Source organism: Bradyrhizobium sp. IC4060, from assembly GCF_020193715.1.
Lineage (GTDB): Bacteria > Pseudomonadota > Alphaproteobacteria > Rhizobiales > Xanthobacteraceae > Bradyrhizobium > Bradyrhizobium yuanmingense.
The window spans coordinates 1,188,591-1,211,447 of the sequence record NZ_JADYVJ010000001.1; the positions used below are offsets into that span (position 1 = coordinate 1,188,591).

Sequence of the window (22,857 nt, forward strand, 5' to 3'; positions counted from 1 at the left end):
TGACATTCTGGCATGTGGTATGCCAAAAACTTTCCAGTTAATATTCCTGTAAAAGACGACTCCCCACTGGAGGAGATTCGTCGTGTCACTACGGAAACCAACCAAGGCGTTGCCGAACATGGCCGAGGCAGACATCGCAATCGTTCGTATTGCCCCGGAGAGCAGCTTCAAGAACAAGGCGTATGACGCCTTGAAGGAAGCCATCCTCAAGATGGACATCTACTCGACGCCCGAGCCGGTGATGCTCGACGAGCGCGCATTGTCTGAGAGGCTTGGCGTCAGCCGCACGCCGATCCGCGAGGCCATCGCGATGCTGGAGCAGGACGGTTTCGTGAAGACCGTGCCCCGCCGCGGCATCATGGTGGTGCGCAGGACCAAGAGCGAGATCGTCGACATGATCCGCGCCTGGGCGGCGCTGGAGAGCATGGCCGCCCGCCTCATCACCACCACCGCGCGCAAGAAGGACATCACGGCGCTGCGCGACTATTTCAAGGATTTCGGCAAGGACCGACTGCCCGAGGATCACGTCGAGGAATATTCGCGCGCCAACATCGCCTTCCACCAGGCGCTGATCTCGCTGTCGGAATCGCCGGTGCTGGTCGATCTCACCAACGACCTGCTCTTGCACGTGCGCGGCTATCGCCAGCTGACCATCGGACGCAAGGACCGCACCGCGACGTCACTGCCCGAGCATCTCGGCATCATCGAAGCGCTCGAAGCGCGCGACACCGAGCTTGCCGAGAAGCGCGCCCGCGATCACACCCTCGGCCTTGCCGCTTACGTCGAAGCGCACGGCCAAGAACTGTTTACGTAACTGTTCACTTAAGCAACGTTCACCAGAAGGGCGAACAATTCGCCCCAACGACCTTGAGACCAGGGAGACAAGGCCCATGCTGAATACCGCGACCAAGTCCGAAGCACCGGGCACCGAGCAGGAACTGACGGATGGCTTCCATCTCGTCATCGACGCGCTCAAGCTGAACGGCATCAACACCATCTATAATGTGCCGGGCATCCCGATCACGGATTTGGGCCGCATGGCGCAGGCCGCGGGTATTCGCGTGATCTCGTTCCGTCACGAGCAGAACGCCGGCTACGCCGCCGGCATCGCCGGCTATCTCACCAAGAAGCCCGGCGTCTGCCTCACGGTGTCGGCGCCCGGCTTCCTCAATGGTCTCACCGCCCTCGCCCACGCCACCACCAATTGCTATCCGATGATCCTGGTCTCCGGCTCTTCCGAGCGCGAGATCGTCGACCTCCAGCAGGGCGACTACGAGGAGATGGACCAGCTTGCGATCGCAAAGCCGCTGTGCAAGGCGGCCTATCGCGTGCTGCACGCCCAGGACATCGGCATCGGCTTCGCCCGCGCCATCCGCGCTGCGGTCTCAGGCCGTCCGGGCGGCGTCTATCTCGACCTGCCGGCAAAACTGTTCGGCCAAGTCATGAACGCCGAGGCCGGCCAGAAGTCGCTAGTCAAGGTGATCGACGCGGCGCCCGCGCAGATCCCCTCGCCCGCATCCGTGAAGCGCGCGCTCGACGTGCTCAAGAGCGCCAAGCGCCCCCTCATCATCCTCGGCAAGGGCGCGGCCTACGCGCAGGCCGATGAGGAGATCAAGAGCTTCGTCGAGAAGAGCGGCGTTCCGTTCCTGCCCATGAGCATGGCCAAGGGCCTGCTCCCCGACACCCATCCGCAATGCGCCGGCGCCGCCCGCTCGACGGTGCTGAAGGACTCCGACGTCGTCATGCTGATCGGCGCGCGGCTGAACTGGCTGCTGTCGCACGGCAAGGGCAAGAGCTGGGGCGAGGCGCCGAAGAAGTTCATCCAGGTCGACATCGAGCCGAAGGAGATGGATTCCAACGTCGAGATCGTCGCGCCCGTCGTCGGCGACATCGGCTCGGTCGTCTCCGCCTTCAACCAGGCGATGGGATCATCCTGGACCGCCCCGCCGGCCGAATGGACCAAGGCGGTCTCGTCCAAGCGCGAAGAGAACGTCGCCAAGATGGCGCCGAAGCTCATGAACAACAAATCGCCGATGGATTATCACGGCGCGCTCGGTGTGCTGAAGAACGTCATCAAGGACTATCCCGAGGCGATCCTCGTCAACGAAGGCGCCAACACACTCGACCTCGCCCGCGGCGTCATCGACATGTACAAGCCCCGCAAGCGTCTCGACGTCGGCACCTGGGGCGTGATGGGCATCGGCATGGGCCAGGCGATCGCGGCCGCGCTCGAGACCGGCCACCCCGTGCTGGCGGTGGAAGGCGACTCGGCGTTCGGCTTCTCCGGCATGGAGGTCGAGACCATCTGCCGCTACAATTTGCCGATCTGCGTCGTCATCTTCAACAATGACGGCATCTATCGCGGCACCGACGTCAACGGCGCCAACTCCGATCCAGCAACGACCGTGTTCGTCAAGGGCGCGCGCTACGACAAGATGATGGAAGCCTTCGGCGGCGTCGGCGTCAACGCGACCTCGCCGGACGAGCTGAAGCGTGCCGTCAACGACGCCATGAAGTCCGGTAAGCCGACGCTCATCAACGCCGTGATCGATCCGGCCGCCGGCTCGGAGAGCGGCCGCATCGGCAACCTCAATCCACAGAGCGTTCTGCAGAAGAAGAAGTAAGTCCACCCCTCAACCCTTATTCCCTGCCGGGTGCAGGGGCAGACAGAGTACGGAGCAATACGATGACCAAAGCGCTCGAGGGCGTTCGCATTCTCGACTTCACCCACGTCCAGTCAGGACCGACCTGCACGCAGCTGCTGGCCTGGTTCGGCGCCGACGTGATCAAGGTGGAACGCCCGGGCGTGGGTGACATCACCCGCGGCCAGCTGCAGGACATCCCGAACGTGGACAGCCTGTATTTCACCATGCTCAACCACAACAAGCGCTCGATCACGCTCGACACCAAAAACCCCAAGGGCAAGGAAGTCCTCACCGAGTTGATCAAGAAGTGCGACGTGCTGGTGGAGAATTTCGGCCCCGGCGTGCTCGACCGCATGGGCTTTCCTTGGGAGAAGATCCAGGCGATCAACCCGAAGATGATCGTCGCCTCGATCAAGGGCTTTGGCCCCGGACCGTACGAAGACTGCAAGGTCTATGAGAACGTCGCCCAGTGCACCGGTGGCGCCGCCTCCACCACCGGCTTCCGCGACGGCGTGCCGCTCGTCACCGGCGCGCAGATCGGCGACAGCGGCACCGGCCTGCACCTGGCGCTCGGCATCGTCACCGCGCTCTACCAGCGCACCCACAGCGGCAAGGGCCAGCGCGTCACCGCCGCGATGCAGGACGGCGTGCTCAACCTCTGCCGCGTCAAGCTGCGCGACCAGCAGCGCCTCGCCCACGGCCCGCTGAAGGAATACAGCCAGTTCGGCGAAGGCGTGCCGTTCGGCGATGCCGTGCCGCGCGCCGGCAACGATTCCGGCGGCGGCCAGCCCGGCCGCATCCTGAAGTGCAAGGGCTGGGAGACCGATCCCAACGCCTACATTTACTTCATCACCCAGGCCCCGGTCTGGGAGAAGATCTGCGATGTGATCGGCGAACCCACCTGGAAGACCGATCCGAACTACGCCAAGCCGGCCGCGCGCCTGCCGCGCCTCAACGAGATCTTCGCCCGCATCGAGCAGTGGACGATGACGAAGACAAAGTTCGAGGCGATGGAGATCCTCAACAAGGACGACATCCCGTGCGGCCCGATCCTGTCGATGAAGGAGATCGCGGAAGACCAGTCGCTGCGCGCCACCGGCACGGTGGTCGAGGTCGACCACCCCACCCGCGGCAAGTACGTCTCGGTCGGCAACCCGATCAAGCTGTCGGATAGCCCGGCAGACGTGACGCGATCGCCGCTGCTCGGCGAGCACACCGACGAGATCCTGCGCTCGGTGCTCGGCTTCAGCGATCACCAGGTCGCCGAGATCCACAAGTCCGGCGCGCTCGACCCGCCGCAGAAGCAGGCCGCGGAGTAAGCGGACCACATTTCACGAGACCAAAGGGGCCGTCCGAAGGGGCGGCCCCTTTTGCTTGTGAAGGCGTGCAATCGCAGGCTCAAAATCAAAACTGGAAAACAACCCCATGCACAGGAGCCATCCCGTTGGCCCGCAACGATATTTCTGATTCGACGAAAAACTTCTGACCCGTCGGGCAAAACAGGGGTATTATGCCATCGTGGATATCCTGCCGGGAGCGCACATCAGGCGCTGGCTGCTGCACATTGCAGCGAATCCCCGACCACACGCTGTTCGCGGAAGGGGCTGCAGAGGTCTGGAGTCCAAGGGCGCTTATCGGACGTTAGCGCGAGGGACGTCAGCATGGCCACAACCGGACGGATCGCGGCGCGATCCAACGTGCCCGCCCAGCCGGAGCCAGTCGGTGCTAGCGAAGACCGGGAAGATTACCCTTCAGCCGCGCTTGCCGACCGTCGCAGACCCGGCGGTAACCTCGTCCTTGTGCGCGGCAAACGCAGCCAGCACCTCGGCTTTCTCGCGCTTAGGGACCTTGGCAAAGTCGAGGCTCCGCCCGAGTTCCGCCGCGACCTCATCGAACTCTGCCGGAGATATTCTGAGATTGCGGTGCGCTTCCTCAAGTCCGAGCGGCGTCGCGCCAGGCTTGGTGGCCGCGAACTTAAGGGGCCCGCCCGAAACGTCGCAGACCCACAGCGTCCGCATGAACTTGAGGCCCGGCAACCTTGTCAGGTTCTTGGTGTGCCATTCTCGTAGTTGCGGATTCTTGGACTTCTGGCCCACGACGGGATTCTTCACGACAGCGTCGCTGAAGTGATCCACCACGGCCGCAATAGCAAAAACGCCGCCCAGCCGCTCATACAGACTTTTCTCAGGCGAGGTTTGCTGGGCCTGCGCGTATGCCTTACTCGCTCCCTGCAATGTAGTCGTCGGGGCGGCGGTCAGCGCCATTCCTGCGACCATGCTTCGTCGTGTGATGGAAGTCGGAATAAATTGTACCATGGTCACCTCCTCTGGTGAGGCAACAGGATAATCCGTTGGGAGCATGCAGCCTGTCAGAATTCGTCACCTTCTTCCGGCATTAAATTTTAGGTCGATGGATTAAGATGGAAGCGTCGGGGTTACACGCTAAGAACGATTCACCGCACATTGGCGTGTGTGGCCGCCCGGGACGTCTGCGATGGGCCACAAGCGGAAGTCGGCTCTCTATTCGATAACTTCATCGGCGCGGGCTAGGAGGCTTTTAGGTAATTCCAAGCCGAGCACCCTCGCGGTCTTGCGGTTGATGATGAATTCGAATTCGGTCGGAGCTTGCACTGGCAGGTCTGCCGGATTGGCGCCGCGCAAAATTCGATCAACGTAGGATGCCGCGCCTGCATATATTTTATTGAGGTTTACTCCATACGAAACAAGACCCCCTACATCGCAGAATAGTCGTAGGAAGTAGATCGCGGGCAACCTGCACTTAGCAACAAGCGCGGTCATTTCCTTCCGTCGTGCGGCAGTCAGTGCGTCAGGTAGAAAAACAAGACCAGCGTTCCGCGTGTCTTGGAGAGATACGATTAGCCGTTCGATGCTGGAGCTATCGCCGTGGGGCGTCTCCACCGAAACCACTCCGGAGGTTTGTGCGACGGCCTTTATCGAAGCGAGAAACGCAGCAGAGTTATTCCCTGGTTCTGGGTTGTAGACAACGCCGATCCGCTCAACCTGCGGCGCGATTTCCTTCAGCAGGGAGACCCACTTACCCCCGAGAGATGGTACAAAGGCAGTGAAGCCGGTAACATTACGACCGGGCCGCGCGAAAGTCTCGACATAGCGCATTCCAATCGGATCGCTGACCATCGCGAATACGGTCGGGATGTTAGACCCCTCAGCTTGCAGTGACGCCATCGACGTGTTGGTAACCGCGAACAAGACATCAGGCTTCAACGAGATCAATTCGCGCGCGCACTTGCGGCTCTCCTCAGTATCGCCATCGCTTATGCAATAGTCTATGAGCAGGTTCTGACCCAACAGCCAACCTTTCTCCTTCAATACTCTTTCGAGAATTGGCCTGCTTAGAGGGCTAGCTAGGAGCGCACCCACGCGGCGGACTTGGGCCTGAGCCCCCGCAGCAAATGGGAGGATTGCTACGGCACCGCTGAAGGCTAGGAATTCCCGCCGTCGCATGCGTCGCTCCCTCTAGGGATCACGCCTGTGGGAAGATCAGCTTAGCACTTTTTTCGTGAGACCGGGTGCAATGACTGCTTCGGGTCAAAAGCTGCTGTCGAACACGAAGCCGCAATAGGTCTGCCAAGGGCCAGAAGCGGAAGAAGTACAGCCGAACTAATCAGGTATTCCCCAGGTGGCACGCACAAATAAACGGGCCGGCGGCAGCACGGAGGCGAGGTCAACTGGGGCGCGGTCCGGCTTAATTGCAATCAGATCGTAGCTCGCACCATGGTCGCTCGTCGTGTCCCTTAGCATTACACCGTCCGCGGTGTCTCGCGTCAGGGTCGCCGGTGCGGGATCAACGATGACGGCGGCGCGAATGCGCGCGTCCTGTATCGGCTCGGGCGGCGTCTCGCCGTTGTGAAGCTGTGCGCACATGCCGGTCGTCTCCTTGCAGAGGCTGGCGACCCTGGCGAAATCCGGCTTGATCCCCATCAGCACGAGGCCGGTCGCCCCGCCGAGCGAGAAACCGACGAAGCCGACCCTTGCAGGATCGATCACGGCCCTGTCCTTCGCATTGACTGGTGGCGGCCTGCGCGCACGCCTCGTCCTTCGAGACGGCGCTCACGCGCCTCCTCAGGATGAGGCTCATCGGCGTCCGTGCTCGTTGGCTATCTCGAGCGGCTCAATGCGCCGACATCGTAGTCGACGAAGATGATGCCGCATCATCTCGGCATGGTGCGCAGCCAGTGCCGGATCGCCAGAGCTTTGGCGGCGGTATCGCAGTCTCGCGAGGCGCAAGGACGTCAGCGACAAGCCAATACGCGACTTTCACTGACTGTCACTCCTCTCAGGGGTGCCCACGCAAAAGGACCACGAACAGCGTCGCAGAAAGCACGCTAGCCAGAGCAGCGTCACGACAACAGTGGCGAAGTGCCAATCTATGTCGCGGCGTCTGGCGCGCATTTGTGTTTCCAGCGGGTGGTCAGAGGTCCGGGCGAACGCGACGTATGCACAGCGCAGGCGAGTCGCTCCGCCTCTTCGACCTTGAGGCGGAGTTCTTCTAGTTCTGCAAGTTGGGAAGAGAGTTCGTTCAGCCGTTCGACAAACACAATCGTGCGGTGGTTCTGCATCGACGCCCTCGCCACAAGACTTGAACGGTCTAAGAGTAGAGAAGAGGAAGTGCGCAGCTCATTAAGATAAGTGAATCGGGGGTTGCGCCAAAAGACCTCTAGCCCGATTCAGGCTCAAACCCGTCCACTCCCTCAGGAACTCTCAGAGAGCGGAAAAAAGCGACACAACAACTGCTAGATTCAATATAGGCGGATCACGCGAGCAAATGCATTCTCAAGCGGCTTCGGGTCTGCTCCGATTTTTACATAGACTGGGGCGTAGCTTCTTTTTTCGGAATTTCCATCTTTGTAGACCTGAGACACGCAGTCGCTTAGCAGGCAATATAATCTGAGATGTGGAAGCCCCGGAGCGTGCGTTACAAATTCCGGTTCTGGTTTGAGATCGCCGAGGCGAGCCCAATAAGCCGAAGATCTGTTAAATATCTCAATTTTGTCGTCATTGATGCTAACCCCGTACGTCAAAGGGGGACCAATCTGCTCTCCATACGCGTGCCTTGCAATCTTTCTGAATGCAGTATGAAGGTCTGCAAGAGCTAAACGCTTTTCATCGCGTGTACCTGATTTCTTGTTCGGGAAAAGCTCTTCGAAGATTCGGTCGATATAGGGCTTTAGGCAATCGAGCTGTCGCTCAGAGAGTTTGACTCCGCTGTCAGTTACTTCTTCTTGCAGTGCAGCCACCAGCCCGTGGGCTTCCTCCTTCGTGAAGTTGACACTGGCGCCGGCGTCGGCGGATGCGTCAGCAGGTCTCAACAGTGTAATGCGACCGGTCGCATTTCCCTTCACTTCTGTTTTCTGCGTTGCCGAGCCGGTAGGGCATCCTACTTTAATAAGCCTCATGCCCAGCTCGATGCGTCTGGCTAAGTCGTCGGATTGGGCATGAGCCAATCCGATACCGATCGATTGAAGCGCGACAAGCCCAACGAATAGCAGCCGTTTCATCTCCTCCTCCACACTTTTAAGTGCTCAAAGCGACTAGGACAGGCCGGTTCGCGAGCTACGCCGCGGTTCGATGGACAACTTCAAGTAGCTTATCTCTATTTCGACTACTTGAGCTTGGAAAAATGATGGGTGTGCGGCGCGGCGTCGCGCGGCAGCTGCGCCCTCGGCTTTCGCGCTCCCTAAGCAGCGCAGATCAATTTCAGATCAGCTTCGAACCTGATGCTGCGCTTGCCCGCAAGCGCCGTGCCCTCGAGCAAACCGCCCTCGGCATCGCACGTCCCGGAAAAACCAATTCCAATCTCGTGTCCGCCGAATACCGGGTCTTCCCCTCGCGCCGGCGTATGCTCTTGATTGACCATCTGCCCTCTCCATCGACCGCTGGAGGAGGAATATGACCCCAGATAGTAGAAGAAGGCATCGCCACCCAGGATACGGCCGTTGTTCAATAGCATCACTCCAGTCAGGCCGCCGGGAACGCCGTCCAAGATTTTGAGATGGATGGAGTACAATCCGTTGGAAATGCCACCTTCACCAATCATCCCGGGCGCCGGAAGGTCGCTTTCATCCAGCGGGGTCATGATGGATCGAAAGACGGCACCGGGCACCTGCGGGGAGCTGCCCTCGAAGTGAAAGGCCTTACCAACCGCCCTTCCGACGACGGAAATTGACGAGACGTCGGAACCGAGCAAAGACTGATGATCGGCGCCAAAATTGTGTCGTCGGCTGGTCACATCGACACGGATTGAGTCCCCCTCGACATGGTAATTCCCTATATGAGCAAACCCTGAATTGCCGCCCAGCAACTTGCCCCGGCGCACGTACGTGACGCTCCGGCCAACCATTTGATTGATCGAGAATTCACTTTTGAAGAGGCCGTCGAAAGTGCTTGATAACTCGTTCATCCGGCACCACCGATTGACTCGGACTCCTCTTTTGCTCAGCGGCTAGTCTCGGAAGACCGAGAGTACCGTTCGATTATTTCGACATCGGGGTCGATGACGCCCTCGCGATAGCCGAACAAGTTGAAGTCTGAGTTCGGGGCAGAGCAGACTTGCTCTGCCCTGCCCGTGGTTCGCTACTGGCCGCGCCTGCGTTACCACCACTAAGCACCACAAAATCCATTCAGTCAAAACCGATAATTGATGCCGCCCTTGGCCGTATGAAGCTGAACCTCGGTGTCCGTGAAGGACGCTCCGGGGAATGCAAGCGCATTGCCGTTCGACTTTCCGAGATTGATGTAGATGTACTCGGCCTTGAACGTCCAGCGCGGGTCGAATGCCCATTCCAGGCCGCCACCCGCGGAGAAACCCACCTGGACCTCCGACGAGGAAGCGCTTCGCGTCAGGGCCGGGAAGAAGCCGTTGAAATTGGCGATATTCGGCGTGGCGAGGTTGGAGGTGAAGATGCTGTTCTTGACGTGGCCCCAGGCGAAGCCACCGGTACCGTAGATCAGCAGGTTGTTCGCGGCATAGCCGATGCGTCCGCGAACCGTGCCGAAGACGTCGATTTCCTGCTTGAGATTGAATACGCCGGTGAAGGCGCCATTGTCGCCGCCGATCGTTCCGGTGACGCTGAAGGGGCGGCTCGCCGTCTCCTTAATGGCTGCGCCGCTGACATCCGCTTCCAGACCGTACACGAACGTGCCGGACTGCCAGTTATAGCCGATTTGGCCGCCGCCGAATCCGCCCTTGGGGCTCACATCCAGGGTGAACGGCCCAGTCCCACCCGTGACGACATAGCCGGGCACCGTCCCGGTTGCGAGCGCGCCGGGATCGAAGGTCGCCGTCGGATCGCTCCAGCCATAACCGCCATGCACGCCGGCGTAAAAACCGGTCCAGCTGAATGCGACCGGCGCGGGCGGCGCCTTGGTGTAGGCCCTGGCAAGATCGGCCGCGGAGGCGGCGTGGGAGAGACACACAGCCGAGGCCAGAAGGGCAGCAGAGACGATGGATTTCATGACTTCCCTCAAATTGCGCCGAGAGGCGGCGCACCCATGGAACGATTCAGTAGCGGCTTTTCGCCTGCCTATTTCACAGAGGTGATCGCAACCACCATCTGCATGCGCGTTTGCCACCGTGCACCTAGTCGCAATAGCAGAAGCCATAGACGGCACCGATCTTCGCAATGTGAATATCCGCACTGGTCTTTCGCGACGTGGTGTCTGCGTTCGACCTGAAAATGGTCGTGGTGCCCAGGGTCTGCGTGCTCGAACTGGTCCGTGTCTCGTTGCGGTCGATGTCGAAGTGCATGTAGCGATATTCGCCGCGCAATGACCATCGCTGCGTCAGCTTGAACTCGCCGCCCGCGCCGGCCGTATAACCCGCCACCCACTTGCCGTTGGGCCCTTCGAAATTGCCGGGATCGGGAAAAGTGAAATGGCCCAGCGCCAGGCCGCCGAGACCGTAAAGCATCAAGTTCGGGGTCACGAGATAGCCGGCCCGGCCGATCACGCCGACGTTCGAGCGCAATTGCTCGCTGGCCTGCATCGCCACCTGATTGACACCTGTCGTCACGACACCGTTGGAAACTTGCCGGGTATTCCTCGTTTGCTCGCCGACCGTCTTGAACGCGACATCGGAGAACAGCGTGCCTTCGATCTGACCGCCGGCCACGACATTGCCGGCTCGCCAATTGTAGCCTGCGAACAGGTCGACCATCGAGCCCATCGTGTCCCCGACGGCATTGCCGCGGGTCGTCGTGCTGACGACGCCATTCGTCGTTAGCACGGCGCCATTGAAATTCTGCTGCGCGGAGTCGGCCGTCGAGGCGAGGTTCTGTCGGGCGCGGCCTGCGCCGGCAGCGAAATAGGCGCCGAGATAGGGGCCCGCCCAGTGGTCGCTGGGCGCGCCAGGCATCGCGGCCATGGCCGAACGCGGTCCGCCTTCACCGAACCGGTAGACCATGCCGATCTTCCCGGTGTGGAAATCGGCATTGATCTGACGATGGGTGCTGTCGGTGGACACAGAGGTCCTGGAGGATCCGGTCGATTGCGAGTTCGATGCGAATTTGCTGGATTCGTCGCGGTCGAAGCCGTAATGCGCATAGCGATACTCGCCACGCAGCGACCAATTGCCTGTCAGCTTCACTTCGCCGCCGGCGCCCAATGTGTAGCCGGCCACCCACTTGCCGCTGGAATCGCCGCGGCTGAAGTCCCCGTCTGCGTTAGTGAAATGCCCCAGCGCCAGACCCCCGAGGCCGTAGAGCAGCACGTTCGGTGTCAACAGATAACCGGCCCGGCCGATCACGCCGACATTCGAACGCAGCTGCTGCTGAGCCTGGCTCGCAGCGGTTTGCGAGCCCGAGAACCGCGAGGTGACAGCTCCGTTCGAGGTGTCGACTGAGGTGAATGTCTGAGGACCGATGGTGTTGAACGTAACGTCGGAGAACACCGAGCCTTCGATCTGCCCGCCGGCCACGACATTGCCGGCGCGCCAATTGTAGCCCGCGAAAAGATCGACCATCGAGCCCGTCACGTCCCCGACGGGACGGCCGCGCGCCGATTCAGTGCTGGTGGAGGTCGTGGTCCCGACGCTGGTGGTCGTGCTCGTCCTGCTGTTGTTCGTTGCGATGGTTTCCGCCGCACGTCCGGCACCGGCACCAAAATAGGCACCGATATAGGGTCCCGCCCAGCCGTCGCTCCAGGCCGGGCCCGGCGGTGCCGCCATCGCCGACCGCGCGCCTGACGCGCCGAATTGGTAAACCAGTCCAACCTTGCCGACGTGGAAATCGGCATCGATATGCCGCCGGTGGACGGTGCTGTTGGTGGACGTGTTGGTGCCGCCGCCCGATACGGACGTCGACGAGTTGCCTGACGGCTCGTTACGGTCATATCCGAAATGCATGTAGCGGTATTCGCCGCGCAGCGACCAGCTGTCCGTCAGCTTGACCTCGCCGCCCGCGCCCGCGACATAACCGGCCACCCATTTGCCGTTCTTGTCGCTGACCTGCGCTTCCGGGTCGGGATAATTGTCGGGATAGGTCAGGTGCCCCAGCGCCAGGCCCCCGAGGCCGTACAGCAGCACATTCGGTGTCACCAGATAACCTGCCCGGCCGATCACGCCGACGTTCGAGCGCAATTGCTGCCGGTCCTCGATGCTGTTCGTCCCCGATTCTGTCGAGGTGACGACGCCGTTGTCGCTCGACACCGAGCTGTATGCCTCGTTGCCGACCATCCTTGTGGTGATGTCGCTGAACAGGGTGCCTTCGATCTGCCCGCCGACCACGACATTGCCGGTTCGCCAATTGTAGCCCGCGAACAGATCGACCATCGAACCGGTCATGTCGCCGGCGAGATTGCCGAATCCTGATCGCGTGAACGCCGACGACCCGCCGAGACTGCTGGCATTGCCTTCGTCGTCGATTCTCGTGGAGGTCTGCCTTGCCCGCCCGGCGCCGGCGCCGACGTAAGCACCGATATAGGGGCCGGCCCAGCTGTCACCCCAGGCGCCTGCGAATGAAGACCCGCGTGCTGCCGAAGGTATCGCCGCCATTGCGGACAGCGGCCCGGAATCACCGAATTGGTAGACCAGACCGATCTTGGCCAGGTGGAAATCAGCATTTATGCGTGACGAAAAGGATTGACTGCTAGTCGAGACGGACGTGGTTGCGCCCGTCGCCGAGCTGGCCGTTGAGCTGGCGGCTGCGCTCCGGTTGAAGCCAAAGTTCAGATACCGATACTCGCCGCGCAGCGACCAATTGCCGGTCAGCTTCAGCTCGCCGCCGGCGCCGACCGTGTAGCCGGCAACCCATTTGTTGTTGTCACCGCCGAAAGGATCGGCGCCGTCGGCAAAGGTAAAGTGACCGAGCTCGAGGCCGCCGAGGCCATACAGCAGCAGATCCGGACGCGCGAGAAAACCGACCCGGCCGATCAGCCCGACCCGCGAGCGCAGCTGCTGGTTGCTCTGCACGATCGCCGTGCGGGCACCCGTCGAGGTCACCGCCCCGAGCAGCACGTTGGTGCTGACGCTGTTGAGCGTCTCGTTGCCGAACGGCTTCAACGCGACATCGGAAAAGACCGTGCCTTCGACCTGTCCGCCCGCCACGATACTCCCGGCCTGCCAATTATACCCCGCGAACAGGTCGACCATCGAACCGGTCACATCGCCCGCAAGATTGCTCGCGGTCGTTCCGGCCAGGGTCGAGCTCGACGTCACAACGCCGGCGTTTGTCGAGACAGAACTGTTACCGAAACGGCCCGTCGAGGATTCCGTCACACGTCCGGCACCCGCGCCGAAATAGGCGCCGATATAAGGCCCGGCCCAGCTATCGACCCAAGCCGGTCGGGGCGGCGCCTTCACAGTGGAGTCGGCGGCCAGAGCTCCTGCAGAAACCATGATCGAGGCGCCAGCCAATGAAGCGCCCGTCAGTGATGTCAGCTTTTTCACTCCACCCCCCAATTCCAATTCCAAAGCAGGCGCTCCAAAACCACAGGAACGCGCCCCGTCAAAAGGCGTAGCGCACCACGCCCTTGCCGCCGTCGTTTGATGGCTAAGTTACTGACACGTCATGGCCATCGGCTTCTTGTCCTGGCCTGCACCCGAGTTGAACGATTCCGCATCGTCTGCCCTTTTCGGAATCCATGTTGCTCGGTGGATACATTCGCCCGTTCAAAGCATGACGAAGTTTGACAGCGACGCGCTCGACTTAGACTGGCGCGCGCAGCCAATTGGTTCTCGCAGAGAATGCGGCGCTTTACCGCACACGTAGCGCTTGCGCCGCGATAAACTCTGCGGCGGTATCAAGTTACACCTGAACTTTGCCGTGCAACGATGTCCAAGGTCGTATTCGCTTCGGATCAGCTTCCCGCGCATCTTGACGAAGGTGCGCGCCAGCGGCTGTGGCTCGACCTGTTCACCGACCATTTGTGCGCGGCGGACATTTCGTTCTTTCCCGATGCGCCGTTTTACTCGCGGTCCGAATTCCTGAAACTCGGCGATATCGCGGTCACCCAGCTTGAGGCTAATATTCAGACGGCAGTTCGTACCCAGCGTCACGTCGAAGCCGATACCCGCGGCGACTACATCATCGGCACCACGTTCAACGGTGTGAGTACGCTGATCAGGCAGGAAGGCCGCGAAGCCATTCGCGGCGCGGGGGAGGCGATGCTCTATACCAACGCCGCGCCGATCGCGTCGCAACTTGATGGGCCGATCGCCTTTCGCGGCATCACGGTGCCGCGCGCGCTGCTGGCCGAGCGGCTGCCGAATTTCGAGGACCTTGCCTTGACGCCGTTGGCTGCATCGCCGGCCTTGCGTCACCTGGAGCGCTATCTCGCCATCGTCATCGACTCCGACATCGATGCCGACCTCGTGCTGAAGGAGAACATCGGCACGCATCTCATCGATCTGGTCGCGCTGGCCCTCGGCGCCCGCGGCGATTCAGCCGAGCTTGCGACGCGGCGCGGGTTGCGTGCCGCGCGGCTGCAGGACGTGATCGCAGATATCAGGGGGCGTTTCGCTGATCCGTCGTTTTCGCCGAGCGAACTTGCACGCAAGTTAGGGCTTTCGCCGCGTTACGTCCAGGAACTGCTGCAGGAGACCGGATCGAGCTTTACCGAACGTGTCACCGAGCTGCGGTTGCAGAAGGCACGGAAGATGCTGCTCGATTCCCGCTACAACCGATCGAAGATCAGCGATATCGCCTATGCCTGCGGATTCAACGAGGTGTCCTACTTCAACCGCTGTTTCCGCCGCCGCTTCGGAACTTCGCCGAGGCATTATCGCCGCGATGTCGGCGAGCCGATGTGATCGGACGCGCAGTCCGGCGCTCGGCTGGCTCGCGTCCACCACGCACCATGATCGCCTCCGATCGTGTCGTGGCTGCGGCTTGCCAGGCGGAGACACCTTGCCGCCGCTGTTGGTGTTGAGGCAAAGTGTCCGCAAGAAAGTCAGGGCTATCGCATATGACTAGTGGCGGCCTGCGCGCACTCAGCCCTCATCCTGAGAGCCCGCCTAAAGCGGGCATCTCGAAGGATGGCCGCAAGGAGAAGCTTTCAAATGCGATAGCCCCGCGCAAGGCAGGGAGGTCAGCATGTCACTGCTCGGCAAGGCCGCCGTCGCGATGTGGTGGAGTGTCCGCCCGGAGCAGCGCAGCGAGTTCGGTGACTGGCATTCGCACGAGCACTTTCCCGAGCGGATGAGCATTCCCGGCTTTCGCCGGGGTTCGCGCTGGACCAGCGCGACGGATGCCGAGGGCTTCTTCGTGCTCTACGAGCTCGAGCACTACGGCGTTCTCACGTCGAAGGGATATCTCGACCGGCTCAATGCGCCGACGCCGTGGTCGACGAAGATGATGCCACATCATCTCGGCATGGTGCGCAGCCAGTGCCGGATCGCCGCGAGCTTTGGCGGCGGCATCGCAGGCGCGCTCGCCACCATCAGGCTGTCGCCGCTCAACGGACGGGCCGCCGAGCTACAGGCCCACCTTCTCGATACGCTTGGCGCTCTCGCCTCCAAGCCGGGGCTGACGGGCGCCCACCTCCTCCTGACCGATACGCCCAAGACGAGTTCGCCCACCACTGAACAGCAAATCCGCGGCAATGACGGTGCCGCCGACTGGATCATTCTGGTGTCAGGTTACGATATCGATGCGGTTGACGCTGTCATCGCCGGACAGCTCTCGCCGCCATCGCTTCAAAGAGCGGGCGCGCAGGATGGTCCGACGCCAGGTCGTTACAGATTGGCGTTCACAATGACACCGAATGACGTTGGGGCCTAGGCCGAGCCGATCAAAGAGCGCGCCGCTGCTCCGCAAAGAACTTCCTTGCCGCGGCTTGAAGTTTGCGCCCATCGTTTGGTCGTAGACCGACAATGAGCGCCTCCTGAACTCATTTGGGCGTCGAGCTCTTCTTGGAGGATTGTCCGCCAGGGGTGCTGCTGCCCGAGCCGTCCGTGGTGCCGGTCGACGAGGTCCCGGTCGTCATGCCGCCTTTGGTTTTGTCATTGTTCTTCGTGGTGTCGCTTGTTCCGCCCACCCCGGATTGCGCGCCTCCCTGTTGCTGACTGGGTTGCGCCATTGCGGTGGATCCCATCATCGAGGCGATCACTGCGCCCAGCATGAGCTTCTTGATCATCTGACTGTCTCCTGTTCTGATCGCGAACAACAAGCCGATACGCTCCGTGTTCCTCACGTGCGCGGTTAAACCAGGAGAGAGCTTCTGCGCTCTGCGGTCCCTGCGCAGGCAGGGTTCTCGCATATGAGGGGTTCGCGGTCCCGGCACCCGCGACAAAAAATCCGCAAAGTCCTGTCGGATCAGCGACGTCCCGGTCGTCCTCGTGACATGAATGGGCCATAGAGGCCAGCTCGGGCCCATCAACACTGAGGATAACAACCATGCCCAATACCGTCCGCCTGCACCGCGTTCTCGCCACCAGCCCGGAGAAAGTCTATCGCGCCTTCCTGGAAGCCGACGCGATGGCGAAATGGCTTCCGCCGAACGGCTTTACCTGCACCGTGCAACATTTCGAGCCCAAGGTCGGCGGCACGTTCAAGATGTCGTTCCGGAACTTCACGACGGGCAACAGCCATTCGTTCGGCGGCGAATATCTCGAGCTCGTGCCGGGCGAACGTCTCCGCTACACCGACAGATTCGACGACCCCAACCTGCCCGGCGAAATCCAGGTGACCGTGATCCTGAAGAAAGTCTCGGTCGGCACCGAGATCGACATCACGCAGGCCGGTATCCCCGACGTCATTCCACCGGAGGCGTGCTATCTCGGCTGGCAGGAATCGCTGCGTAATCTGGCCAGGCTCGTCGAGCCGGAGATCAATGAATAGCGGTCAGTATGGTAGGGTGGGCCAAGCGACTTGTCCGCCGTAGCTCGACGAGCGAAGGCGGAAGCGTGCCCACCACCAACGGTCTCTCAACCTCGCAAAGATGGTGGGCACGGCGCGCGAAGAGCGCGCCTTTGCCCACCCAACGGCACTTGCCAGATGGCGCGCACGGCGGAGCGCGCCTTTGCCCACGCGGCGGCACTGGTGTGCAGTCTTGATATGCATCAAGCCGTCAAGACGGCGAAGCGGCTAGGAGCAGACGTCTTCCCTGCGCGCGTCGGAGGCGAAATGATGCGATCTGCTGTCGAATGGTTGATCATTGCCGGTCTTGCCGCCGGTTTCGCCACCGCCGCCAAGGGCGAAGACGTCGATATCGGCAAGGCGGAATTTCAGTCTTCGTGCGCGAGCTGTCATGGCACTGACGCGAGGGGCAACGGACCCGTCGGCAGCCAGCTCAAGACCCGGCCTTCCGACTTGACCGTGCTGACCAAGAACAACAACGGGGTGTTTCCCACCAACGCCGTCTACGAAACCCTGTATGGGTCGAAATCGGTCCCGGCGCACGGCACCCGTGAAATGCCGATCTGGGGCGAGCGGTTCAACCCCATCGTCAACCTGCCTCACGCCGTGGATTCCTATTACTGGCAAAAGGCAGGGCCGCAGCAGAACCCGGAGGTCGTCGTGCGGACTCGGATTCTCGCCGTGATCGACTACCTGAACCGAATTCAGCAGAAATAGCGATCGAACAGCGTCGCCGCACAGACGCCGAACGCCGCCTGCTATGCCTTCGCGGCAGGTGCACCGCCTGCCGTCCAGCGCTCGGGATCCGGACTGTGCCCGATCAGCGCCAGGCCATAGGCGATCGACTCGAACTGGTCGCCGGACATCAGGCGCTCGTTGCCGAAGCGGTCGGCGAACAATTTTCGGACCGCAGGCACAAACGAGGTGCCGCCGGTCAGAAACACCTTCTCCACCTCGCGCGAGGCGATGCGGGCCTCGGCCAGCACCTTGTCGACGGTGGCACCTAACCGGGCGATGTCGTCGGCAATCCAGGCTTCGAATTTCTTCCGCGTGATGGCCGCGCCGATGTCGACGCCGCCGCCCCTAAAGCGGAAGTCCACCTCGTCCTGCGCCGAGAGCGCCACCTTGGCGTCGGACACCGCGCGGTAAAGCGCAAAGCCGAGGTCGAGATCGACGATAGTGATGAAGTCCTCGAGCAGCTCGGGCTTCAGCGCGGTGCGCGCGAGCTCGCGGAGCTCGCGCAGATCGCCGTTGCTCTTCATCATCGCGAGCTGATGCCAGCGCGCCAGGTTCGTGTAGTGCCCGGTCGGGACCGGCAGCACCTTGTCGAACGAGCGGAAGCTGGAGCCCTTGCCGAGCCGCGGCGACACGATGTGGTCGACGATGCGATAGTCGAAGGTGTCGCCGGCAACGCCGATGCCGGCATGGCCGAGCGGCTCGGCGCGAAGAACGCCGCCCGTACGCGAGAAACGCATCACGGAAAAGTCGCTGGTGCCGCCGCCGAAATCGGCCACCAGCACGGTGGCATCGCGCTCCAGCCTGCGGGCAAACGAGAATGCCGCGCCCACGGGCTCGTAGACATAGCGCGCGTGGCCGGCGCCCAAGCGCTCGAACGCGGCGCGGTAGCGCTGCATCGCCAGCGCCTCGTCGGGATTGCCGCCGGCAAAGCGCACAGGGCGACCGACCGTGATGTTCGCCGCCTCGAAGCCGAACTTGTCCCCGCCATGGCGCGCCAGCGTGCGCAGGAACGCCGCCAGGATGTCCTCGAATTTGTAGCGCTGCCGGAAGACTTGCGTGGTGTTGAAGCTCGAGCTCGCTGCGAAGGTCTTGAACGATTGCAGGAAACGGTAGACGTGGCGTCCTTCGAGAAACTGCTCGATCGCCCATGGCCCGCCCTCCGCCTGGGCACCGGCGCCCGGCCGGTCCTCCCAGAAGCACAGCGCCGACACGTAGACGCTGTGACGCTGCCCGCCATGGTCGAAGCGAATGGCTTCGACCCGTCGGTCGTCCGCCGCCAGCGCAACGACCGTGTTGCTGGTGCCAAAATCGATGCCGATCGAGACGGCGGGCGAGGCGCTCGACATGAACCACTCTGAATGATGCTTGGAAAGGGGGCAGAGCACTAACGGCTTTACCGTCCCCTTGCAAGACCTGGTCCGAGATGGTCGAGCGCGGACCTCACGTCGCGTGGCTGGCAGGCACGTCGATCAGTTGGACTGATCGCCTCGACGCCAGGCCGGAAACGGATCGGCGAGAGCGGACCATGCGGCGATGTCCATGGTGGACGTATCAGGGACAAGGCATGCGTCCAGCCTGCCACGGATCTCGGCCTCGTCCATGCCGGTGCCGATGAACACGATCTCCTGGCGACGATCGCCGTACAGCTTGTCCCAATACTGGCCGAGCCGCTTGCGCCAGGCCTCATCGTTCGGCCACCGCTCCTTTGGAACGCTCGCCCACCAGAACCCCAGCGCTTCGGTCCTCACAATCGCTCCCGCCTGGCTGATCTCGCCGAGCCATTGCGGCCTCGTCGCCAGCCAGAAATGACCCTTCGCCCGGATCACGCCTGGCCAGGATGCCTTGACGAACTTGTCGAACTTCGCCGGATCGAACGGCCGGCGGGCGCGGTAGACGAAGTTCTTGACGCCATATTCCTGCGTTTCAGGCACGTGGTCGGCGAAACCATAGAGCTCCTTGTACCAGAGCGGATGCTGCTGGGCCTTCTCGAAGTCGAACCGGCCGGTGTTGAGCACGCGGTCGAACGGCACGCGGCTGTGATTGGCCTCGATGATGTCGGCTTCGGGATTCAACGAGCGGATGATCTGCCGTGCCGCCTCGCGCTGTTGCGGCGAGGCATCGTCCACCTTGTTGAGGACGATCACGTCGGCGAACTCGAGCTGCTCCACGAGGAGATCGACCAGCGTCCGCTTGTCGCCGTCCAGCGCCTCGCCGCGCTCGCCGAGGAACTCGGTCGAGGAATAGTCCTTCAGCAGGTTGGCGGCGTCGACCACCGTCACCATCGTGTCCAGGTGGGCGATATCGGAGAGGCTTTCGCCCTCTTCCGAGCGGAAATCGAACGTCGCTGCGACGGGGAGCGGCTCCGAAATGCCCGTCGATTCGATCAGCAGATAATCGAAGCGCCCGCTTTCGGCGAGCGCACGTACTTCCCTCAGGAGATCGTCGCGCAGGGTGCAGCAGATGCAACCGTTGGTCATCTCCACCAGTTTCTCATCAGTCCGCGAGAGGTTGGCACCACCATCGCGGACCAGGTCCGCATCGATGTTCACCTCGCTCATGTCGTTCACGATTACCGCCACTTTCAAGCCGTGCCGATTGTTCAGGACGTGATTCAGCAAAGTGGTCTTTCCAGCCCCGAGGAAGCCGGACAAGACGGTAACGGGGAGTTTGGGCATGGAGATCGAACAGCCTCTTGAGGGGGATGGGCCGAGGACGACGAGACACGGCATCTCACTATGTAATGTTATAACATTACATTCGCTATACGACCTGACCCTGTCAAGGCGCTCGGTTCACCGCCTATGCCGCAATGCGGAAGAAAGAATGCTGCTATGCAAACAAGAGCATGGACGCTGGCATCTGGCATACATAGATTGTTCCCAGAAATGAGACAGCAAGACTGACTGTTCTCAAGAAAGGGATTTCCGATGTCGAAGACCGCTTCCGTCGCTCTTGCGCCCTCCTCCTCGCTGTTCGCGCGCCTGATGGCCGCGATCGACGGCTTGCTGCTGGCGAGCGCCGAAATCTCCAATCGCAACGGGGACTTGCCGCGTTTCGGCCTGTAAGAAGGCCTTCGCTGCCTCACCGAACGGGCGACGGCACAGAAGCCAAAAACACGGTGTTTGACCAAATGGCCCCGCCTGTCGGGGCCATTTCTGTTTGGCAGCGCCCTCCCTCGCAGGCGAGCGGAACTGCGACGATTAGTCCGCCGAGGCCAACCGACGATTCCGGTTGTTTGTCTACTGGCATTTCGCATACCATCCATTCAAACAAGAATGGTTGCACGATTCAAAAGTGTAAGGACGGGGAAGCGTAACGCAGGACGGAAGGCCGAGTGGCAAGTTTTGCCGCGCCCTTGGCGAAGCCTTAGCCGAAAGATGCGGATGCCGCGCGTTATCCCTGCTCATACAGTTTCTATCGGGACTGCCATGGGTGCTAGACCGCAAGGGTAATCCCGGGGCATGTGACTCGGGATGGGCTAACGCAAGCCGACAAAGAGCGGCTGCGTTGAGGGTTCGACAGGGAGTGAACAAGATGAAGCCATTCGTTCTGAATGTCGCGTTGGCGGCAATGGTGATGTCGTGCGCGAGCAGCACCGCTAGCCGTGCCGCCTGGGAGCCGGTCCGTCCGGTCGAGTTCATCGTGCCCGCGGGCACAGGCGGCGGCGCCGACCAGATGGCGCGCACCATCCAGGGCATCGTCACCAAGCACAATCTGATGAAGCAGCCACTGGTCGTCATCAACAAGGCCGGTGGCGCAGGCGGTGAAGGCTTCCTCGATGTGAAGACGTCGGCGAACAATCCGCACAAGATCATCATCACGCTGTCGAACCTGTTCACGACGCCGCTGGCGACGGGCATCCCCTTCAACTGGAAGGATTTGACTCCGGTTGCGATGCTCGCGCTCGACGAGTTCGTGCTTTGGGTGAATGCCGAGAAGCCGTACAGCTCCGTGAAAGACTATGTCGAGGCCGCGAAGAAGGCACCAAGCGGCACGTTCAAGATGGGCGGCACTGGATCCAAGCAGGAAGACCAGATCATCACGGTCGGGATCGAGAAGGCCATCGACGCCAAGTTCACCTACATTCCCTACAAGGGCGGCGGCGAAGTCGCGGTGCAGCTGGTCGGCAACCACGTCGATTCGACCGTCAACAACCCGATCGAGGCGGTCGCGCAATGGCGCGGCGGCAAGCTCCGTCCGCTCTGCGTGTTCGACGCCCAGCCGATGGCCTATGACGAGCCGATCGCCGACGGCAAGGCCTGGAAGGACATTCCGACCTGCAAGTCGCAGGGCCTTGCGATGGAATATCTCATGCTGCGCGGTATCTTCATGTCGCCCAAGGCCACGAAGGACCAGGTCGAATATTACGTCGAGCTGTTCAAGAAGGTCCGCGCCACGCCGGAGTGGCAGGAGTTCATGAAGAGCGGCGCCTTCAACACGACCTTCCTGACCGGCGCCGATTACGCCAAGTGGATCGAGGCGGAGGAGAAGCGGCACGAAAGCCTGATGAAGGAAGCCGGCTTCCTCGCATCGAATTGAGCCTGGCATCGATGACGGCCGAGGATGCTGTGCGTCCTCGCGCCGGCAGCGACTGCGAAAGACTGCATTTCCGCCTGGAGGCCTCATGACTGAACGATCCCGAGCCGAATCCGGCCCCGCCCACAAGACGCTGGAAATCGGCATGGGGCTGCTGATCGGCGTGTTCGGCCTCATCGTGATCTTCGGCAGCCTCAAGGCCGGCATCAATTGGGGCCCGGAGGGGCCGCGCGCCGGATTTTTCCCGTTCTATATCGGCGCGGCCATCGTCGCGGCGAGTGCGATCAACGTCTGGAACGCGCAGCGCGACGACGACGGACGGTTGTTCGCCGAATGGGGGCAGCTGCGCCAGGTCATGAGCGTCGTGGTGCCGACCGCCATCTACGTCGGCACAATGCCGTTCATCGGCCTTTACGTCGGCTCAATGCTCTTCATCGCCTGGTTCATGCGCTGGCTCGGCGGCTATCGCTGGCTGACCGTCGCAGCGGTGGCGGTCGGCATGCCGGTCGTGACTTACCTCGTTTTCGAGCGCTGGTTCCTCGTCCCTCTGCCCAAGGGGCCGCTCGAGGAATGGCTCGGCCTGTGAGACCCATCCACCCATTCAATTGC

General features: G+C 61.7%; 20 protein-coding genes. 10 read left to right on the forward strand and 10 right to left on the reverse strand.

The genetic code is table 11. From position 1 onward, the window contains the following. The first annotated feature begins 118 nt into the window (after positions 1-118). The 3 genes from I6F16_RS05680 to frc all read left to right on the forward strand — a co-directional run bounded on the left by I6F16_RS05680 (position 119) and on the right by frc (position 3,964). Complete coding sequence (locus I6F16_RS05680) at positions 119-814, forward strand: GntR family transcriptional regulator (protein WP_157282741.1); 696 nt, start codon at positions 119-121, stop codon at positions 812-814. Positions 815-890: 76 nt separating this feature from the next. Next, positions 891-2,624 carry an oxalyl-CoA decarboxylase gene (oxc, locus tag I6F16_RS05685; protein WP_225111776.1) on the forward strand — a complete coding sequence of 578 codons (1,734 nt, stop codon included), beginning with the start codon at positions 891-893 and terminating at the stop codon, positions 2,622-2,624. Positions 2,625-2,686: 62 nt separating this feature from the next. Next, entirely contained in the window at positions 2,687-3,964 is a 1,278-nt protein-coding gene (gene frc, locus I6F16_RS05690; RefSeq protein ID WP_036005670.1) for a formyl-CoA transferase, read from the forward strand. A 432-nt stretch (positions 3,965-4,396) separates the two neighbouring features. Here the strand turns inward: frc and I6F16_RS05695 are convergent, their stop codons facing one another. The 7 genes from I6F16_RS05695 to I6F16_RS05725 form a co-directional block, all read right to left on the reverse strand. After that, a complete protein-coding gene (locus I6F16_RS05695) occupies positions 4,397-4,960 on the reverse strand; it encodes a group 1 truncated hemoglobin (RefSeq protein WP_225111775.1) in 564 nt (187 codons plus the stop codon). Positions 4,961-5,164: 204 nt separating this feature from the next. Further along, a complete protein-coding gene (locus tag I6F16_RS05700) occupies positions 5,165-6,127 on the reverse strand; it encodes an ABC transporter substrate-binding protein (protein ID WP_225111774.1) in 963 nt (320 codons plus the stop codon). Between the two features lie 156 nt (positions 6,128-6,283). Next, the gene (locus tag I6F16_RS05705; RefSeq protein ID WP_050995893.1) at positions 6,284-6,670 is read right to left on the reverse strand and encodes a hypothetical protein; all 387 of its coding nucleotides are present in this window, start codon (positions 6,668-6,670) and stop codon (positions 6,284-6,286) included. Between the two features lie 752 nt (positions 6,671-7,422). Continuing rightward, complete coding sequence (locus I6F16_RS05710) at positions 7,423-8,181, reverse strand: hypothetical protein (protein WP_225111772.1); 759 nt, start codon at positions 8,179-8,181, stop codon at positions 7,423-7,425. A gap of 179 nt (positions 8,182-8,360) precedes the next feature. Beyond that, entirely contained in the window at positions 8,361-9,083 is a 723-nt protein-coding gene (locus I6F16_RS05715; protein WP_225111771.1) for a hypothetical protein, read from the reverse strand. A 224-nt stretch (positions 9,084-9,307) separates the two neighbouring features. Continuing rightward, positions 9,308-10,138: an outer membrane beta-barrel protein gene (locus I6F16_RS05720; RefSeq protein ID WP_225111770.1), complete on the reverse strand. Its 831-nt coding sequence runs from the start codon at positions 10,136-10,138 to the stop codon at positions 9,308-9,310. Between the two features lie 124 nt (positions 10,139-10,262). Next, a complete protein-coding gene (locus I6F16_RS05725; protein WP_225173493.1) occupies positions 10,263-13,565 on the reverse strand; it encodes an outer membrane beta-barrel protein in 3,303 nt (1,100 codons plus the stop codon). A 384-nt stretch (positions 13,566-13,949) separates the two neighbouring features. Here I6F16_RS05725 and I6F16_RS05730 point away from each other — a divergent pair, with 384 nt between their 5' ends. Continuing rightward, the gene (locus I6F16_RS05730; protein WP_109144350.1) at positions 13,950-14,927 is read left to right on the forward strand and encodes an AraC family transcriptional regulator; all 978 of its coding nucleotides are present in this window, start codon (positions 13,950-13,952) and stop codon (positions 14,925-14,927) included. 283 nt (positions 14,928-15,210) lie between these two features. Then, positions 15,211-15,897 (forward strand): hypothetical protein, encoded by a 687-nt coding sequence (locus tag I6F16_RS05735; protein ID WP_225111768.1) that lies wholly within the window; start codon positions 15,211-15,213, stop codon positions 15,895-15,897. Positions 15,898-16,006: 109 nt separating this feature from the next. Here the strand turns inward: I6F16_RS05735 and I6F16_RS05740 are convergent, their stop codons facing one another. Next, positions 16,007-16,252: a hypothetical protein gene (locus I6F16_RS05740; RefSeq protein WP_036005707.1), complete on the reverse strand. Its 246-nt coding sequence runs from the start codon at positions 16,250-16,252 to the stop codon at positions 16,007-16,009. 260 nt (positions 16,253-16,512) lie between these two features. On the opposite strand from I6F16_RS05740, the gene I6F16_RS05745 reads away from it, so the two are divergent. Both I6F16_RS05745 and I6F16_RS05750 read left to right on the forward strand, forming a co-directional pair. Beyond that, entirely contained in the window at positions 16,513-16,956 is a 444-nt protein-coding gene (locus tag I6F16_RS05745; RefSeq protein WP_225111767.1) for an SRPBCC family protein, read from the forward strand. A gap of 156 nt (positions 16,957-17,112) precedes the next feature. Beyond that, positions 17,113-17,691 carry a c-type cytochrome gene (locus I6F16_RS05750; protein ID WP_225111766.1) on the forward strand — a complete coding sequence of 193 codons (579 nt, stop codon included), beginning with the start codon at positions 17,113-17,115 and terminating at the stop codon, positions 17,689-17,691. A 41-nt stretch (positions 17,692-17,732) separates the two neighbouring features. Here the strand turns inward: I6F16_RS05750 and I6F16_RS05755 are convergent, their stop codons facing one another. Beyond that, complete coding sequence (locus I6F16_RS05755; RefSeq protein ID WP_225111765.1) at positions 17,733-19,058, reverse strand: Hsp70 family protein; 1,326 nt, start codon at positions 19,056-19,058, stop codon at positions 17,733-17,735. A 123-nt stretch (positions 19,059-19,181) separates the two neighbouring features. Next, entirely contained in the window at positions 19,182-20,387 is a 1,206-nt protein-coding gene (zigA, locus tag I6F16_RS05760) for a zinc metallochaperone GTPase ZigA (protein ID WP_225111764.1), read from the reverse strand. Between the two features lie 252 nt (positions 20,388-20,639). Between zigA and I6F16_RS05765 the strand changes: the two genes are divergently transcribed. The 3 genes from I6F16_RS05765 to I6F16_RS05775 all read left to right on the forward strand — a co-directional run bounded on the left by I6F16_RS05765 (position 20,640) and on the right by I6F16_RS05775 (position 22,834). After that, on the forward strand, positions 20,640-20,777 hold the full coding sequence (locus I6F16_RS05765; RefSeq protein WP_167361641.1) for a hypothetical protein: 138 nt from the start codon (positions 20,640-20,642) through the stop codon (positions 20,775-20,777). Between the two features lie 469 nt (positions 20,778-21,246). Then, complete coding sequence (locus I6F16_RS05770) at positions 21,247-22,251, forward strand: tripartite tricarboxylate transporter substrate-binding protein (RefSeq protein ID WP_036023325.1); 1,005 nt, start codon at positions 21,247-21,249, stop codon at positions 22,249-22,251. An 85-nt stretch (positions 22,252-22,336) separates the two neighbouring features. Beyond that, positions 22,337-22,834: a tripartite tricarboxylate transporter TctB family protein gene (locus I6F16_RS05775; RefSeq protein ID WP_036005718.1), complete on the forward strand. Its 498-nt coding sequence runs from the start codon at positions 22,337-22,339 to the stop codon at positions 22,832-22,834. Positions 22,835-22,857: the final 23 nt, after the last annotated feature.

What these genes read in the sequence shown, in the direction of transcription:
- I6F16_RS05680 (WP_157282741.1), top strand. Translation starts at nt 119, where the DNA reads ATGGCCGAGGCAGACATCGCAATCGTTCGTATTGCCCCGGAGAGCAGC.
- oxc (WP_225111776.1), top strand. Translation starts at nt 891, where the DNA reads ATGCTGAATACCGCGACCAAGTCCGAAGCACCGGGCACCGAGCAGGAA.
- frc (WP_036005670.1), top strand. Translation starts at nt 2,687, where the DNA reads ATGACCAAAGCGCTCGAGGGCGTTCGCATTCTCGACTTCACCCACGTC.
- I6F16_RS05695 (WP_225111775.1), bottom strand. Translation starts at nt 4,960, where the DNA reads ATGGTACAATTTATTCCGACTTCCATCACACGACGAAGCATGGTCGCA.
- I6F16_RS05700 (WP_225111774.1), bottom strand. Translation starts at nt 6,127, where the DNA reads ATGCGACGGCGGGAATTCCTAGCCTTCAGCGGTGCCGTAGCAATCCTC.
- I6F16_RS05710 (WP_225111772.1), bottom strand. Translation starts at nt 8,181, where the DNA reads ATGAAACGGCTGCTATTCGTTGGGCTTGTCGCGCTTCAATCGATCGGT.
- I6F16_RS05715 (WP_225111771.1), bottom strand. Translation starts at nt 9,083, where the DNA reads ATGAACGAGTTATCAAGCACTTTCGACGGCCTCTTCAAAAGTGAATTC.
- I6F16_RS05720 (WP_225111770.1), bottom strand. Translation starts at nt 10,138, where the DNA reads ATGAAATCCATCGTCTCTGCTGCCCTTCTGGCCTCGGCTGTGTGTCTC.
- I6F16_RS05730 (WP_109144350.1), top strand. Translation starts at nt 13,950, where the DNA reads ATGTCCAAGGTCGTATTCGCTTCGGATCAGCTTCCCGCGCATCTTGAC.
- I6F16_RS05735 (WP_225111768.1), top strand. Translation starts at nt 15,211, where the DNA reads ATGTCACTGCTCGGCAAGGCCGCCGTCGCGATGTGGTGGAGTGTCCGC.
- I6F16_RS05740 (WP_036005707.1), bottom strand. Translation starts at nt 16,252, where the DNA reads ATGATCAAGAAGCTCATGCTGGGCGCAGTGATCGCCTCGATGATGGGA.
- I6F16_RS05745 (WP_225111767.1), top strand. Translation starts at nt 16,513, where the DNA reads ATGCCCAATACCGTCCGCCTGCACCGCGTTCTCGCCACCAGCCCGGAG.
- I6F16_RS05750 (WP_225111766.1), top strand. Translation starts at nt 17,113, where the DNA reads ATGGCGCGCACGGCGGAGCGCGCCTTTGCCCACGCGGCGGCACTGGTG.
- I6F16_RS05755 (WP_225111765.1), bottom strand. Translation starts at nt 19,058, where the DNA reads ATGTCGAGCGCCTCGCCCGCCGTCTCGATCGGCATCGATTTTGGCACC.
- zigA (WP_225111764.1), bottom strand. Translation starts at nt 20,387, where the DNA reads ATGCCCAAACTCCCCGTTACCGTCTTGTCCGGCTTCCTCGGGGCTGGA.
- I6F16_RS05765 (WP_167361641.1), top strand. Translation starts at nt 20,640, where the DNA reads ATGTCGAAGACCGCTTCCGTCGCTCTTGCGCCCTCCTCCTCGCTGTTC.
- I6F16_RS05770 (WP_036023325.1), top strand. Translation starts at nt 21,247, where the DNA reads ATGAAGCCATTCGTTCTGAATGTCGCGTTGGCGGCAATGGTGATGTCG.
- I6F16_RS05775 (WP_036005718.1), top strand. Translation starts at nt 22,337, where the DNA reads ATGACTGAACGATCCCGAGCCGAATCCGGCCCCGCCCACAAGACGCTG.